The organism is Burkholderia sp. EMB26 (assembly GCF_024730645.1).
Taxonomy (GTDB): domain Bacteria; phylum Pseudomonadota; class Gammaproteobacteria; order Burkholderiales; family Burkholderiaceae; genus Burkholderia; species Burkholderia cenocepacia.
This window is the reverse complement of sequence record NZ_CP078070.1, coordinates 3,390,070-3,404,755: the sequence shown is the minus strand read 5'-3', so window position 1 is coordinate 3,404,755 and position 14,686 is coordinate 3,390,070. Positions and strand designations below refer to the sequence as shown.

At 69.3% G+C, this 14,686-nt stretch carries 14 protein-coding genes; 12 read left to right on the top strand and 2 right to left on the bottom strand.

Annotated elements, in window-relative coordinates:
• Positions 1-9 precede the first annotated feature (9 nt).
• From flgH to KU887_RS16005, 7 genes are all read left to right on the top strand, one after another.
• Entirely contained in the window at positions 10-699 is a 690-nt protein-coding gene (gene flgH / locus KU887_RS16035) for a flagellar basal body L-ring protein FlgH (protein WP_006495504.1), read from the top strand.
• 5 nt (positions 700-704) lie between these two features.
• Positions 705-1,889, top strand: coding sequence for a flagellar basal body P-ring protein FlgI (locus KU887_RS16030; protein ID WP_258250489.1), 1,185 nt, complete (start codon positions 705-707; stop codon positions 1,887-1,889).
• The gene (gene flgJ / locus KU887_RS16025) at positions 1,890-2,867 is read left to right on the top strand and encodes a flagellar assembly peptidoglycan hydrolase FlgJ (RefSeq protein ID WP_006493513.1); all 978 of its coding nucleotides are present in this window, start codon (positions 1,890-1,892) and stop codon (positions 2,865-2,867) included.
• Between the two features lie 219 nt (positions 2,868-3,086).
• Complete coding sequence (locus tag KU887_RS16020) at positions 3,087-3,842, top strand: flagellar brake protein (protein WP_048986140.1); 756 nt, start codon at positions 3,087-3,089, stop codon at positions 3,840-3,842.
• 189 nt (positions 3,843-4,031) lie between these two features.
• Entirely contained in the window at positions 4,032-5,963 is a 1,932-nt protein-coding gene (flgK, locus tag KU887_RS16015; protein ID WP_258250488.1) for a flagellar hook-associated protein FlgK, read from the top strand.
• A gap of 17 nt (positions 5,964-5,980) precedes the next feature.
• Positions 5,981-7,216: a flagellar hook-associated protein FlgL gene (gene flgL, locus KU887_RS16010; RefSeq protein ID WP_006495499.1), complete on the top strand. Its 1,236-nt coding sequence runs from the start codon at positions 5,981-5,983 to the stop codon at positions 7,214-7,216.
• A 277-nt stretch (positions 7,217-7,493) separates the two neighbouring features.
• Positions 7,494-8,801, top strand: a complete 1,308-nt coding sequence (locus KU887_RS16005) for a solute carrier family 23 protein (RefSeq protein WP_034201255.1) — start codon at positions 7,494-7,496, stop codon at positions 8,799-8,801.
• Positions 8,802-8,864: 63 nt separating this feature from the next.
• Here the strand turns inward: KU887_RS16005 and KU887_RS16000 are convergent, their stop codons facing one another.
• Entirely contained in the window at positions 8,865-9,749 is an 885-nt protein-coding gene (locus tag KU887_RS16000) for a transcriptional regulator GcvA (protein ID WP_006483074.1), read from the bottom strand.
• Positions 9,750-9,845: 96 nt separating this feature from the next.
• Here KU887_RS16000 and KU887_RS15995 point away from each other — a divergent pair, with 96 nt between their 5' ends.
• Positions 9,846-10,505, top strand: coding sequence for a chromate transporter (locus KU887_RS15995; RefSeq protein WP_258250487.1), 660 nt, complete (start codon positions 9,846-9,848; stop codon positions 10,503-10,505).
• Positions 10,502-11,029, top strand: coding sequence for a chromate transporter (locus tag KU887_RS15990; protein WP_006477572.1), 528 nt, complete (start codon positions 10,502-10,504; stop codon positions 11,027-11,029). The genes KU887_RS15995 and KU887_RS15990 overlap by 4 nt, the downstream gene beginning before the upstream one ends.
• Positions 11,030-11,075: 46 nt before the next feature.
• On the opposite strand, the gene KU887_RS15985 is transcribed toward KU887_RS15990, so the two are convergent.
• Positions 11,076-11,414, bottom strand: coding sequence for a hypothetical protein (locus tag KU887_RS15985; RefSeq protein ID WP_006483072.1), 339 nt, complete (start codon positions 11,412-11,414; stop codon positions 11,076-11,078).
• A gap of 287 nt (positions 11,415-11,701) precedes the next feature.
• Between KU887_RS15985 and KU887_RS15980 the strand changes: the two genes are divergently transcribed.
• From KU887_RS15980 to KU887_RS15970, 3 genes are all read left to right on the top strand, one after another.
• Positions 11,702-12,448 (top strand): YoaK family protein, encoded by a 747-nt coding sequence (locus tag KU887_RS15980; protein WP_006495495.1) that lies wholly within the window; start codon positions 11,702-11,704, stop codon positions 12,446-12,448.
• 344 nt (positions 12,449-12,792) lie between these two features.
• Entirely contained in the window at positions 12,793-13,914 is a 1,122-nt protein-coding gene (locus KU887_RS15975; RefSeq protein WP_012492356.1) for a porin, read from the top strand.
• Positions 13,915-14,288: 374 nt separating this feature from the next.
• A complete protein-coding gene (locus KU887_RS15970; RefSeq protein ID WP_011546403.1) occupies positions 14,289-14,513 on the top strand; it encodes a hypothetical protein in 225 nt (74 codons plus the stop codon).
• Positions 14,514-14,686 lie beyond the last annotated feature (173 nt).

Below are 14,686 nucleotides of genomic sequence, written 5' to 3'. Positions count from 1 at the left end.
GCCGTCGCCATGAAGCAGGTTCGCCTCCCCTCGTCAGCCACCGTCCGCGCCGCGTGCGCGGTCGCGGTGGCGGCGCTCGCCGGTTGCGCGCAGATCCCGCGCGATCCGATCATCCAGCAGCCGATGACGGCGCAGCCGCCGATGCCGATGTCGATGCAGGCGCCCGGCTCGATCTACAACCCCGGCTTCGCGGGGCGGCCGCTGTTCGAGGATCAGCGGCCGCGCAACATCGGCGACATCCTGACGATCATGATCGCGGAGAACATCAACGCGACCAAGTCGTCGGGCGCGAACACCAACCGGCAGGGCAACACCGACTTCAACGTGCCGACCGCCGGCTTCCTCGGCGGGCTGTTCGCGAAGGCGAACCTGTCGGCGACCGGCGCGAACAAGTTCGCGGCGACCGGCGGCGCGAGCGCGGCGAACACGTTCAACGGCACGATCACGGTGACCGTCACCAACGTGCTGCCGAACGGCAACCTCGTGGTCAGCGGCGAGAAGCAGATGCTGATCAACCAGGGCAACGAATTCGTGCGTTTCTCGGGGGTCGTCAACCCGAACACGATCTCGGGCGCGAACTCCGTCTACTCGACGCAGGTCGCCGACGCGAAGATCGAATACTCGTCGAAGGGCTACATCAACGAAGCGGAGACGATGGGCTGGCTGCAGCGCTTCTTCCTCAACATCGCGCCGTGGTGATGACGATGCAGACGACCCTGTTCCACCGCCTGTCGGCCCGCACGCATGCGGCCGCGCGGCTCGCCGTCGCGTTCGCGGCCGTGGCGGCCGCCTGCGTGCTCGGCGCCGCGCCCGCGCACGCGGAACGCCTGAAGGATCTCGCGCAGATCCAGGGCGTGCGCGACAACCCGCTGATCGGCTATGGCCTCGTCGTCGGCCTCGACGGCACGGGCGACCAGACGATGCAGACGCCGTTCACGACGCAGACGCTCGCGAACATGCTCGCGAACCTCGGCATCTCGATCAACAACGGTTCGGCCAACGGCGGCCCGTCGTCGCTGAACAACATGCAGCTGAAGAACGTCGCGGCCGTGATGGTGACGGCCACGCTGCCGCCGTTCGCCCGGCCCGGCGAGGCGCTCGACGTGACCGTATCGTCGCTCGGCAACGCGAAGAGCCTGCGCGGCGGCACGCTGCTGCTCACGCCGCTGAAGGGCGCGGACGGGCAGGTGTACGCGCTCGCGCAGGGCAACATGGCGGTCGGCGGCGCGGGCGCCAGCGCGAACGGCAGCCGCGTGCAGGTGAACCAGCTCGCGGCCGGCCGGATCGTCGGCGGCGCGATCGTCGAGCGCGCGGTGCCGAACGCGATCGCGCAGATGAACGGCGTGCTGCAGCTGCAACTGAACGACATGGACTATGGCACCGCGCAACGTATCGTGTCCGCGGTCAACTCGAGCTTCGGCCCGGGCACCGCGACGGCGCTCGACGGCCGCACGATCCAGCTCGCGGCGCCGGCCGATTCCGCGCAGCAGGTCGCGTTCATGGCGCGGCTGCAGAACCTCGACGTGAGCCCGGACAAGGCCGCGGCGAAGGTGATCCTGAACGCGCGCACCGGCTCGATCGTGATGAACCAGATGGTCACGCTGCAGAGCTGCGCGGTCGCGCACGGCAACCTGTCGGTGGTCGTCAACACGCAGCCGGTGGTGTCGCAGCCGGGGCCGTTCTCGAACGGGCAGACGGTGGTCGCGCAGCAGTCGCAGATCCAGCTGAAGCAGGACAACGGTGCATTGAAGATGGTGACGGCCGGCGCGAATCTCGCCGACGTCGTGAAGGCGCTGAACACGCTCGGCGCGACGCCCGCGGACCTGATGTCGATCCTGCAGGCGATGAAGGCGGCGGGCGCGCTGCGTGCGGATCTGGAGATCATCTAAATGGCGGCGAACCTTCCGAACGCAAACGACCTGACGCAGCGCTTCGCGCTCGACGTGCAGGGTTTCGATGCGCTGCGCGCGCAGGCGAAGCAGTCGCCGCAGGCCGGCGCGAAGGCGGTGGCCGGCCAGTTCGACGCGATGTTCACGCAGATGATGCTCAAGAGCATGCGCGACGCGTCGCCGGACGGCGGGCTGTTCGATTCGCATACGTCGAAGATGTACACGTCGATGCTCGACCAGCAGCTCGCGCAGCAGATGTCGACGCGCGGGATCGGCGTCGCCGACGCGCTGATGAAGCAGTTGCTGCGCAACGCGGGCGTCGGCGCGGGCAGCGACACGGCGGCCGACATCGGCGCGGGCGGCATCGGCGGCCTCGGCACGGCCGGCAACGAAGGCAGCCTCGCCGCGATGAACGCGATGGCGAAGGCCTATGCGAACGCGGCGAACAACGGCGCGCTCGCCGGCGCGCGCGGCTACTCGGCCGGCAGCGCGCTGACGCCGCCGCTGAAGGGCGCGAGCGGCGTGCAGGACGCGGACGCGTTCGTCGACCGGCTCGCGGGCCCCGCGCAGGCGGCCAGTGCGACGACCGGCATCCCGGCGCGGTTCATCGTCGGCCAGGCCGCGCTCGAATCCGGCTGGGGCAAGCGCGAGATCCGCGCGGCGGACGGCTCGACCAGCTACAACGTGTTCGGCATCAAGGCGAACAAGGGCTGGACCGGGCGCACCGTGTCGGCGCTGACCACCGAATACGTGAACGGCACGCCGCGCCGCGTGGTCGCGAAATTCCGCGCGTACGACTCGTACGAGCACGCGATGACCGACTACGCGAACCTGCTGAAGAACAATCCGCGCTATGCGGGCGTGCTGAGCGCGAGCCGCAGCGTCGAAGGCTTCGCGCACGGCATGCAGAAGGCCGGCTACGCAACCGACCCGAATTACGCGAAGAAGCTGATCTCGATCATGCAGCAGATCGGCTGACGGGCCCGCCCGCCACCGATTTGTCCCCCTTCGGACCGCGCCCGGCACCCCGCCGCGCGCGGTTTCAACGTTTGCGCGAAAAAAATCGCCGTTTCGATCTAAACTTTCGGTCAGCACTGCCGCTAAGTGTGAGAGACCTGCGACCGGGCCCCCGTTCTGGCCCGGTTTTATTGCGCACCGGTTGCCCCGGGCGCCCATGACAAGAAAGACCGGCTAGCCATGAATATCGAAACGTCGACGGACCCCAGCCTGGATGCAGGCCACTCCGGGCCCGACTATGCCCGCCGCAATCCGCTGGAAATCGGCGTGCAGCTGCGCAACCTGGTGAATCGCGGCGATTTCCTGACCGTCCAGTATCCGGGCGGCCAGCTCGTCACGCGCCTGCTCGAGGTCGACGTCGGCGCGCGGACGTTCACGTTCGACTGGGGCGCGCTGTCCGAGCAGAACGCCGGCATCCTCGGCGCGTCGCACTGCACGTTCGCGGCCTCGCCGGAGGGCGTGCGCGTCGAATTCACCACGGGCACGCCGCGCGAGACGCGCTACGAGGGGCTGCCCGCGTTCGTCGCCGATTTCCCCGACGTGCTGGTCTGCATCCAGCGCCGCGAATATTTCCGCGTCGACGCGCCGGTCGTCGATCCGTTCCTGTGCCGCGGCAAGCTGCCGGACGGCGAAAGCTTCCTGTTCGAGGTGCACAACCTGTCGCTCGGCGGCGTGGGGCTGCGCACGGCCGACGAGCGCGTCGAGGCGCTCGAGGTCGGCACGCTGCTGCCGGACGTCGAACTCGAGCTGACCGGCCACGGCAAGCTGTCGCTCGACCTGCAACTGGTGTCGCAGCGTTCGACCCAGATGCCGAACGGGTCGCGGCGCTACCAGCTCGGCTTTCGCTACATGTCGCTGCCGGGCAGTGCGGAGAACACGCTGCAGCGGCTGATCACGCAGCTCGAAATGAAGCGCCGCTCGCTCGCGCGGGCCTGACGCGCACCTGGCGGGCCGGCCCGGGCCGCCCGCGCAGCAACGCCGGCGCCCCCGCCGGCCGCTTCGACCGGCGACGCACGCCCGTGCGTCGCACGTGCATTTTTTCCTCAATTTTTTCGATCCGCGGCCGTTATACCGGGAGTCACGCAACCCGGCGGCCGCAGCGCGGCCGGCTCATCAGGATCGCGCATGTCCAACACACTCATGAACCTCGGCGTCAGCGGCCTGAATGCCGCGCTCTGGGGCCTCACGACGACCGGCCAGAACATCAGCAACGCCGCGACGCCGGGCTATTCGGTCGAACGCCCCGTCTATGCGGAGGCAAGCGGGCAGTACACCAGCAGCGGCTACATGCCCCAGGGCGTGAACACCGTCACCGTGCAGCGGCAGTACAGCCAGTACCTGAGCGACCAGCTGAACGGCGCGCAGACGCAGGGCGGCGCGCTGTCGACGTGGTACTCGCTCGTCACGCAGCTGAACAACTACATCGGCAGCCCGACGGCCGGCATCTCGACCGCGATCACGAGCTACTTCACCGGGATGCAGAACGTCGCGAACAGCGCGTCCGACTCGTCGGTGCGGCAGACCGCGATGAGCAATGCGCAGACGCTCGCGAATCAGATCACCGCGGCCGGCCAGCAGTACGACGCGCTGCGCCAGAGCGTGAACACGCAGCTCACGAGCACCGTCACGCAGATCAACGCGTACACCGCGCAGATCGCGCAACTGAACCAGCAGATCGCCGCGGCGAGCAGCCAGGGCCAGCCGCCGAACCAGCTGATGGACCAGCGCGACCTCGCGGTGTCGAACCTGTCGAATCTCGCGGGCGTGCAGGTCGTGCGCAACAGCGACGGCTACAGCGTGTTCATGTCGGGCGGCACGCCGCTCGTCGTCGCGGACAAGAGCTACCAGCTCGCGACCGTCACGTCGCCGTCCGATCCGAGCGAGCTGACCGTCGTGTCGCAGGGCATCGCGGGCGCGAACCCGCAGGGGCCGAACCAGTTCCTGTCCGACGCGTCGCTGTCGGGCGGCACGCTCGGCGGCCTGCTCGCGTTCCGCAGTCAGACGCTCGACCCGGCCCAGGCCCAGCTCGGCGCGATCGCGACCAGCTTCGCCGCGCAGGTCAACGCGCAGAACGCGCTCGGCATCGACCTGTCGGGCAAGATCGGCGGCAACCTGTTTTCGACCGGCGCGCCGATCACCTACGCGAACCAGGGCAATACCGGCAACGCGACGCTGTCCGTGTCGTTCGCGAACGCCGCGCAGCCGACCACCAGCGATTACACGCTCGCGTACGACGGCACGAATTACACGCTGACCGACCGTGCGACCGGCACGGTGGTGGGGACGTCGAAGTCGATGCCGGCCTCGATCGGCGGGCTGAACTTCTCGTTCTCGTCCGGCTCGATGAGCGCCGGCGACAAGTTCACCGTGCAGCCGACGCGCGGCGCGCTGAACGGCTTCGGCCTCGCGACGTCGAACGGCTCCGCGATCGCGGCGGCCGCGCCGTACGTGCCGTCGGCCACGACGACCAACACCGGCAACGGCACGATCGGCGGGCTGTCCGTCACGAGCGCGACGGCCGCGGCCAACGCGCACAACTACACGATCACGATGGGCGGCACCGCGGCCGCGCCGACCTACACGGTCACCGACAACACGGCCGTGCCGCCGACGACCAGCGCCGCGCAGCCGTACCAGTCGGGCTCGCCGATCACGCTGACGGCGGGTGTCACGGTGACGGTGTCGGGCACGCCGGCGGCCGGCGACACGTTCAAGGTCGCGCCGAACACGGGCGGCACGAACGACGGCAGCAACGCGCTCGCGCTGTCGAAGCTCGTCAACTCGAAGGCGTTCGGCAACGGCTCGACCACGCTGACGGGCGCGTACGCGAACTACGTGAACGGCATCGGCAACACGGCGAGCCAGCTGAAGTCGTCGAGCGCCGCGCAGACCGCGCTGGTCGGCCAGATCACGCAGGCGCAGCAGTCGGTGTCGGGCGTGAACCAGAACGAGGAAGCGGCCAACCTGATGCAGTACCAGCAGCTCTACCAGGCGAACGCGAAGGTGATCCAGACCGCGTCGACGCTGTTCCAGACCGTGCTGGGCCTGTTCAACTGATTTCGGGGTTCGAAGCGATGCGGATTTCCACTGCGCAGTTCTACCAGATGAACGTCGCCCAGATGAGCGACCAGCAGGCGCAGCTCTCGCAGCTGTACCAGCAGATCTCGAGCGGCGTGAGCCTCGCGACGCCGGCCGACAACCCGCTCGGCGCGGCGCAGGCCGTGCAGTTGTCGATGACGTCGGCGACGCTGTCGCAGTACGCGGCGAACCAGAACGCCGCGCTGTCGTCGCTGCAGAAGGAAGACCAGACGCTCATCAGCGTCAACAACCTGCTGAACAGCATCCACACGGTCGTGATCCAGGCCGGCGACGGCTCGCTGTCGGACAGCGATCGTTCGGCACTGTCGACGCAGCTGCAGGGCTATCGCGACCAGCTGCTGACGCTCGCGAACTCGACGGACGGCGCGGGCAACTACCTGTTCGCCGGCTTCAAGACGGCCACCGCGCCGTTCTCGAACGCGCCGGGCGGCGGCGTGACCTACAGCGGCGACACCGGCTCGCGCGAGGTGCAGATCGCCGACACGCGCTCGATCGCGCAGGGCGACAACGGCGCGAACGTGTTCCTGTCGGTGCCGATGCTCGGCAGCCAGCCGGTGCCGCTCGCCGGCACCGGCAACACCGGCACCGGCACGATCGGCGGCGTGACGATCACGAGCCCGTCGGCCGCGTCCAACGCGCACCAGTTCACGATCGCGTTCGGCGGCACGGCCGCCGCGCCGACCTACACGGTGACCGACAACACCGTCGTGCCGCCGACCACGACCCCCGCGCAACCGTATTCGGACGGCGCCGGGATCGCGCTCGGCAACGGCCTGTCGGTGCCCGTGTCGGGCAAGCCGGCGCCGGGCGACACGTTCACGGTCACGCCCGCGCCGCAGGCCGGCACCGACGTGTTCGCGGCGCTCGACACGATGATCGCCGCGCTGAAGGTGCCGATCAGCAGCAACACGACCGCCGCGACCGCGCTCGCGAACGCGATGACCACCGGCACGACGAAGCTGAACAACATGATGACGAACGTGCTCACGGTACAGGCGTCGGTCGGCGGCCGCGAGCAGGAAATCAAGGCGATGCAGGCCGTGAACCAGACCAACACGCTGCAGGTCAGCAGCAACCTGGCCGACCTGACGAGCACCAACATGGTCGCGACGATCAGCCAGTTCCTGCAGATGCAGAACGCGCTGACGGGCTCGCAGAAGGCTTACGCGCAGTTGCAGAACCTGTCGCTGTTCCAGTACATCAACCCCTGATGCACGACGTGCCGGCCGCGATGTGAGCGCACGCATACTTCACGGCCGGCGCTCGCCGCCGCACGCGCATCGTGCGCGGGCGGGCACGTCGCCGGCCCGCGCGGTCGCGCACCGGTTCTCTCGCGCGGCCTGCCGCCCCGCACCTGGCTGTTCCGCCCGCCGACGCCGCGTACCGGTTCGCTTGCCAGCCCCATTTCCGCTCCGTAAACTCGCGCCAGATTCCAGACCGGCGCATCCCTGGCAGCCGGCGACCGACGACCGACAGGAGCGCTTTCCCATGTCCGATTCCTATTTCCCGCGCTGGCGGGTCCAGCCGACCGGCGCGAGCTCGCGCGTGGTCGGCCCCGACGAGCGCCTCGCGTGGCCGCAGATGGTCGCGATGGGCGTGCAGCACGTCGTCGCGATGTTCGGCTCGACCGTGCTCGCGCCGCTGCTGATGGGCTTCGACCCGAACCTGTGCATCTTCATGTCGGGCATCGGCACGCTGCTGTTCTTCGTGCTGGTCGGCGGCCGCGTGCCGAGCTATCTCGGCTCGAGCTTCGCGTTCATCGGCCTCGTGATCGCGGTGACGGGCTACGGCGGCAGCGGCCCGAACCCGAACATTCCGGTCGCGCTCGGCGGGATCGTCGCGTGCGGCGTCGTGTACGTCGCGCTCGGCGCGCTGGTGCAGGCGATCGGCACGCGCTGGATCGAGACGCTGATGCCGCCCGTCGTGACCGGCGCGGTGGTCGCGGTGATCGGGCTGAACCTCGCGCCGATCGCGGTCAAGGGCGTGTCGGGCTCCACCTTCGAATCGGTGATGGCGCTCGTCACGGTGCTGTGCGTCGGCGGCGTCGCGGTGTTCGCGCGCGGAATGATGCAGCGCCTGCTGATCCTGGTCGGGCTCGTGATCGCGTACGTGATCTACGCGATCGCGACCAACGGGATGGGCCTCGGCAAGCCGATCGATTTCGCGATCGTCGCGCATGCGGCGTGGTTCGGCGTGCCGAGCTTCCGCGCGCCGGTGTTCGATCCGCACGCGATGCTGATGCTCGCGCCGATCGCGGTGATCCTGGTCGCGGAGAACCTCGGCCACATCAAGGCCGTCAGCGCGATGACGGGCACCAACCTCGACCGCTACGTCGGCCGGGCGTTCATCGGCGACGGGCTCGCGACGATCGTGTCGGGCAGCGTCGGCGGCACGGGCGTCACCACCTACGCGGAGAACATCGGCGTGATGGCCGTCACGCGGATCTATTCGACGCTGGTGTTCGCGCTCGCCGCGCTGATCGCGATCGGCCTCGGCTTCTCGCCGAAGTTCGGCGCGGTGATCCAGACGATCCCGGGCCCCGTGCTCGGCGGCGTGTCGATCGTGGTGTTCGGGCTGATCGCGGTGACGGGCGCGCGGATCTGGGTTGTCAACAAGGTCGACTTCTCCGACAACCGCAACCTGATCGTCGCTGCCGTCACGCTCGTGCTCGGCGCCGGCGACTTCTCGCTGAAGATCGGCGGCTTCGGGCTCGGCGGGATCGGCACCGCGACGTTCGGCGCGATCATCCTGTACGCGATCCTGCGCAAGGAAAAGGAACCGGGCCCGGTGGTCTGATTCGGGCGCGGGCGGTGCCATGCCGCCCGCCGCCGTCCTGTCGATCCCGGCGGCGCGTGCGCGTTATGCGCCGGTATTCGACTGTCCCTGCAGCCACCCGCAGAACTGCGCGACGAGCGGATCGTCGGCCGGCGCGCCCGGCGCGATCCACCAGTAGCTGCGCGTCGCGATGCGCGGCCCGTCGAGCGGCATCACCAGGCGCCCGCTCGCGAGCTCGTCGTCGATCAGCGGCAACGGGCCGAGCGCGACGCCGAGCCCGTCGACGGCCGCCTGCAGCGCCAGGTAGAAGTGGTCGAACGACTGCCGCTTGCGGCCCTTCATCGCGACGCCGGCCGCCGCGAACCAGTCGCGCCAGCCTTCCGGCCGCGTATCCGAATGCAGCAGCACGTGCCGCGCGAGATCGTCCGCGCGCGTGATCGGCGCGCGCTTGAGCAGCGCCGGGCTGCACACCGGAATCACGCTTTCGTCGAGGAAGTGGCCGCTCGTGCAGTTCGGCCAGTGGCCGGGGCCGCGGCGGATCGCGACGTCGAAGCCGTTCAGCGTGTCGAGCGGCGCGTTCGACGTCGACAGCTTCAGCTCGACGTTCGGCACGTCGCGCTGGAACCGCGACAGACGCGGCAGCAGCCATTTCATCGCGAAGGTCGGCAGCGCGTTGATGCGCAGCACGCGCGCCGCGCCGGTGTGGCGCAACTGCTCGGTGGCGAGCGCGATGCTGTCGAACGCCGCGCGCACGGTGTCCAGGTAGCGGCGGCCTTCGTCGGTGAGCTTCACGCGCTTGCCGTAGCGGTGGAACACCGGCTTGCCGAGCCACGCCTCGAACCCGGCGATCTGCCGGCTGATGGCACCGTGAGTCACATGCAGCTCGTCGCCGGCGGCGCTGAAGCTTTCATGTCGTGCCGCGGCTTCAAAGGCCCGAAGCGCGGAAAAGGGCGGGAGATCGCGTGCCATGCTTGTGATTCTAGATCACAAGGGCGCGCCGATAAAATCGTTTTGCCGGCATCCTGAACGGCGGTAACCTCGCTTCACCGTTTGATGAGGAGCCCCATGCAATCCGCTTCGCCGCCCGCCCCCCCGCCGTCCGGCGCGCCGCCCCGCAGCGTCGGCCTCGCCGAGCTGTTCACCGGTTTCCTGTCGCTCGGCCTGATGTCGTTCGGCGGCGCGTTGCCGTTCGCGCGGCGCACCATCGTCGACGAGCGCAAATGGCTCTCCGCCGACGAATTCACCGATCTGCTCGGCCTGTGCCAGTTCCTGCCGGGCGGCAACGTGATCAACCTGTCGGTCGCCGTCGGCATGCGCTTTCGCGGCGTCGCCGGCGCATTCGCCGGCATTCTCGGGCTGATCGCCGGCCCGACGCTGGTCGTCGTCGCGCTCGGCGTGCTGTACGCGAAGACGCAGAACGATCCGCACGTGCAGCACCTGTTCGCGGGGCTCGCGGCGGCGGCGGCCGGCCTGCTCGTCGCGATGGCGATCAAGGTCGCGAAGCCGCTGCTTCGGGCGCCGCGCGCGGCGGCTGCGATCGCCGTGTTCGCGTTCGTCGCGATCGCGGTGCTGCGCGTTCCGCTGCTGACCACGATGCTCGTGCTGACGCCCGTCAGCGTATGGCTCGCGTCGCGCCGCCGCGACGCGGGCACGCCGCGGCCGGTGCCGGCTGCCGCGCATCGCGCGCACGGTACGTCCGACACGCAACAGGAGCGCCGGCCATGAGCGATACGCTGATCGCCATCGCGACGATCTTCAGCCAGTTGTCGCTGCTCGCGTTCGGCGGCGGCAACACGATCCTGCCGGAGATGCAGCGGCAGGTCGTCGACGTGCATCACTGGATGAGCGCGCACGAGTTCACCGCGCTGTTCGCGCTGGCCCAGGCGGCGCCGGGGCCGAACATGATGATCGTGTCGCTGGTCGGCTGGCACGTGGCCGGCTGGGCCGGGCTGCTCGTCGCGTCGCTCGCGAAATTCGGGCCGTCGTCGATCGTCACCGTGCTCGCGCTGCATGCGTGGGAGCGTTTTCGCGACCGGCCGTGGCGGCGCTACGTGCAGCAGGGAATGATGCCGGTGACGGCGGGGCTCGTCGCGGCGAGCGCGGTGCTGATTTCCGAGGCGTCGAACCGCACCGCGATCCAGTGGGGCATCACGGCCGCGTGCGCGGTGCTGGCGTGGCGCACGCGCATCCACCCGCTGTGGCTGCTCGCGGGCGGCGCGCTGATCGGGCTCACGGGCATCGGGCAATGAGCGGTCCGTCGTGCCGCCCGCCGTTGCCCGCGGCGGCGGTTGCAGGTTACCGCGATGCCGGCAGGTCGCCGTTCACGAGGCCCAGCAGCCGGCCGCGCTCGCCGCCGACGTCGTCCGTCGGGGCCGGCCAGTCGACCACGAACCCCGCGTCGAGCGCATCGCGCATGATCGCGCCGTAGTCGGCCTTCGCGAGCCGGCCGCCGCGCAACGCGTCCGCCACCTCGTGCTTGAGCGTCGGCGTGAACGACGGATAGGCGGCCACCAGCGCCGCGTACTGGCGCGCATCGATCTCGTCCGATTCGCGGTTGAACGCCCAGACGGCCACCAGCACGATCGCCGCGAACGGGATGACCGTGTAGCGCAGGAAGAACTTCGCGAGTGTCATTCGAAGGCCCGGTGAAGAACGGCGGGGCGGCGCGCTTGGCCGCGGCCGGTGGCGGCCGGCCGGTATACTCGGCCGGTCTTGCGGCGGTGAAACCCGCGCGTTGGACCTGTACCGGCCGGCTGCGATGTGCGGCGCTCGGCCGTCCCCCGACGACGGACATTATATTGGCGCGCGGCAGGTGGCGAAGCCCGGCCGCGCAGTGCCGGCGGCGCCCCGCGCGTGCCGGCACGACTGACCTGCGCACCGCCCGCCGCGCGCGGCCGGGCGGGGCGCACCACGGAGGATCGATGGATCTCGACGGCGCCAGCCGCAATCTCACTGTCGCCGCGTTGCTGACGCTGTCCGGCGGCTATCTCGACGCGTACACGTACGTCGGCCACGGCCATGTGTTCGCGAACACGATGACCGGCAACGTCGCGCTGCTCGGCATCAACCTGTCGGCCGGCGAATGGGCCGCCGCGCTGCACCACGTGCCGCCGCTCGGCGGCTTCGTGCTCGCGGTGTTCGTCGCGCACCTGCTGGGCCTCGCCGCGCAGCGCGGCTGGATGCGGCATACGGCGTTCGTGAGCCTGATCGTCGAGATCGCGTTTCTCGGCGTCGCCGCGAGCGGCCTCGTCGGCGCGTCGAGCGCGTGGCTGATTCCGGGCATCTCGTTCGTCGCGACGCTGCAGACGCTGTCGTTCACCCATCTCGAGGCACTGTCGTACACGTCGGTGATGACGACCGGCAACCTGCGGCGCGCCGCGCAGAAACTGTTCGTCGGGCTGATTCCACGCTACGACGTGGGCGCGCTGCACGACTCGGCGCTGCTCGCGACGATCAGTTTCTGCTTCCTGGCGGGCGCGGTGGTCGGCGGCCTCGTGACGCGGCTGGTGCCGGACGTCGCGCTGTGGGGCGCCGTGCTGCTGCTCGTCGGCGCGTTCGCGGAGATCGTGCGACGGGCCAGGCGTCGCGCGGGGAACGGCGGTGCGGGCGGCGAGGGCGGCAGCGGCGACGCGGGCAGCGGCAGCGACGGCGCGGCGCAAACCGCCTGACGGCACTCAGCCCGCCCGCAGCCCGCGGTAGCCGATCGCAACGATCGCCCCGACTGTTTCGCCCGATCCGCGCTACCGCGCCGCACCCTCGCCGGACCTTGCGGCGCCATGTGCGCTCGCCGGCGCCGTCGCACCGCGCCCTGCCGCCGCGCGAGCCAGGCCCGGCGCGGGAAACGTTGTTCCCGGACGACAATCGCGCGATTACCGCGTATTTCAATTTCTTTCAGCGTTCGCACTCGTCATATGATTCAGCCCACATCGTGCGCGCCATGAACGCGTGCGATCGCCACCCGGCTGCGCACGCGGCCGGCCATGAATGGAGACACCTACAAAAAGGAAAGCTCATGAAGCAGACCACCCGACTCGCAGCCATCGCAGGGGGCGCCGCGCTCGCATTCGCCAGCCAGTACGCGGCCGCACAAAGCTCGGTCACGCTCTGGGGCGTCGCCGACGCCAGCATCCGTTACCTGACCAACGCCAACGCCAAGAACGACGGCCTGCTGTCGATGAGCAACGGCGCGATCACCAACAGCCGCTTCGGCATCTACGGCACGGAAGACCTCGGCGGCGGCCTGAAGGCCGTGTTCAACCTCGAGAGCGGCGTGAACCTGCAGAACGGCGCATTCGCCGACAGCGGCCGCCTGTTCAACCGCGCGGCGTACGTCGGCCTGCAGAGCCCGTACGGCACGGTGACCCTCGGCCGCCAGAAGACGCCGCTGTTCGACCTGCTGTCGGATACGTACGATCCGCTCACCGTCGGCAACTACCTCGAAAACGCGTGGCTGCCGGTCGCCCTCGGCGGCGGCCTGTATGCGGACAACCAGATCAAGTACACGGGCAAGTTCGAGGGCCTGACGGCGAAGGCGATGTACTCGACCGGCACCAACTACGAATCGACCGGCGCCGGCGGCTTCTCGGGCCAGATTCCGGGTTCGCTCGGCAAGGGCAATGCGTGGGGCGTGTCGCTGTCGTACGTGATGGGTCCGCTCAGCATCGCGGCCGGCGCGCAGCAGAACAGCGATAACTCGGCGCGCAAGCAGACGATCTACCACGCGAACATCGTGTACGCGTTCAGCAAGGCGAAGATCTACGCGGGCTACCTGCGTTCGAAGGACGACACGGGCTTCGTCGACAGCCTGCTCGCGCAGCAGACGATTCCGGTCGCGAAGGGCACGGGCCGCATCGACGACGGTCCGTTCGCGGGTGTGAGCTGGCAGGTCAGCGCGCCGCTGACGCTGACGGGCGCGTTCTACTACGACCACATGCGCAACGCGATGACCACGAACGGCACGCTCGCGAGCGGCAACCGCTACGCGGTCGTCGGCATCGCCGAGTACGCGCTGAGCAAGCGCACCGAAATCTACGGCACCGTCGACTTCAACAAGACGACCGGCGCGGCGAACGTCGAGCTGCCTGGCCGCAGCAACCAGACGGGCATCGCGATCGGCCTGCGCAATATCTTCTGACGAACGTCGGAACGCATGCGCCGGCTTCGTCCGGCGCACATCGAAGAGGCTCCGCGAGGAGCCTCTTTTTTTTCGTCACGCGACCTTCATACGCGCGCACGACTATTCGGCGGGCGCTCCATTGCGGAAGTCCCGCGCCGTAAGCGATCCGTCGGCAATCCAGAACATACTTTTACAGTGCGCGCGCAGGCTTTCCGCTACGCTGCGTGCAACGCTCGTGGCATGCCGTCAGGCGTGCGCGTGCGTCGTTCCGGTGGCGCTCCGCGAGCGCGGCCGGCCTGATGCGTAACTTGTGTATCCGGCGATGACAAACACGGTCCGCCGGTTTCTTTCGTGGGACGATGCGCTCACGATTTTCTTGAAAGGGGATGACGATGGGTATCCTGAACGTCGTGGGTGAAATCGCCGGCGCAGTCGCCGCCGTCGAAGGCGCGGAAAAGCTGGATCCGGATGCGGGCCTCTTGACCAAGGCGGCCGCGGCCGTCGCGGGTTTCAAGGGTGCCGAGGCGATCGAAGGCATGCTCGAGAAGAAGGACGAGCAGCCGCAGCAGGCGGACGATACGCAGGCGACGGACGGCAGCGACACGTCGCAGGCATGAGCATGGCGGCCGGTCGGCCGCGGGCGCGCCCTTCGCGCGCCAGGGCCGGCCGGTGCCGCGCAATCGGCAGGTCGGGCATGCGGTCGATCGGTGACGCATGGCACAACCGCCAGCCGGTTTGACCGGCGAGAGGCCTCGTCTCTCGCCGTTTTTTATGGGGCGCGCGGCACGCA

What these genes read in the sequence shown, in the direction of transcription:
- flgH (WP_006495504.1), top strand. Translation starts at nt 10, where the DNA reads ATGAAGCAGGTTCGCCTCCCCTCGTCAGCCACCGTCCGCGCCGCGTGC.
- KU887_RS16030 (WP_258250489.1), top strand. Translation starts at nt 705, where the DNA reads ATGCAGACGACCCTGTTCCACCGCCTGTCGGCCCGCACGCATGCGGCC.
- flgJ (WP_006493513.1), top strand. Translation starts at nt 1,890, where the DNA reads ATGGCGGCGAACCTTCCGAACGCAAACGACCTGACGCAGCGCTTCGCG.
- KU887_RS16020 (WP_048986140.1), top strand. Translation starts at nt 3,087, where the DNA reads ATGAATATCGAAACGTCGACGGACCCCAGCCTGGATGCAGGCCACTCC.
- flgK (WP_258250488.1), top strand. Translation starts at nt 4,032, where the DNA reads ATGTCCAACACACTCATGAACCTCGGCGTCAGCGGCCTGAATGCCGCG.
- flgL (WP_006495499.1), top strand. Translation starts at nt 5,981, where the DNA reads ATGCGGATTTCCACTGCGCAGTTCTACCAGATGAACGTCGCCCAGATG.
- KU887_RS16005 (WP_034201255.1), top strand. Translation starts at nt 7,494, where the DNA reads ATGTCCGATTCCTATTTCCCGCGCTGGCGGGTCCAGCCGACCGGCGCG.
- KU887_RS16000 (WP_006483074.1), bottom strand. Translation starts at nt 9,749, where the DNA reads ATGGCACGCGATCTCCCGCCCTTTTCCGCGCTTCGGGCCTTTGAAGCC.
- KU887_RS15995 (WP_258250487.1), top strand. Translation starts at nt 9,846, where the DNA reads ATGCAATCCGCTTCGCCGCCCGCCCCCCCGCCGTCCGGCGCGCCGCCC.
- KU887_RS15990 (WP_006477572.1), top strand. Translation starts at nt 10,502, where the DNA reads ATGAGCGATACGCTGATCGCCATCGCGACGATCTTCAGCCAGTTGTCG.
- KU887_RS15985 (WP_006483072.1), bottom strand. Translation starts at nt 11,414, where the DNA reads ATGACACTCGCGAAGTTCTTCCTGCGCTACACGGTCATCCCGTTCGCG.
- KU887_RS15980 (WP_006495495.1), top strand. Translation starts at nt 11,702, where the DNA reads ATGGATCTCGACGGCGCCAGCCGCAATCTCACTGTCGCCGCGTTGCTG.
- KU887_RS15975 (WP_012492356.1), top strand. Translation starts at nt 12,793, where the DNA reads ATGAAGCAGACCACCCGACTCGCAGCCATCGCAGGGGGCGCCGCGCTC.
- KU887_RS15970 (WP_011546403.1), top strand. Translation starts at nt 14,289, where the DNA reads ATGGGTATCCTGAACGTCGTGGGTGAAATCGCCGGCGCAGTCGCCGCC.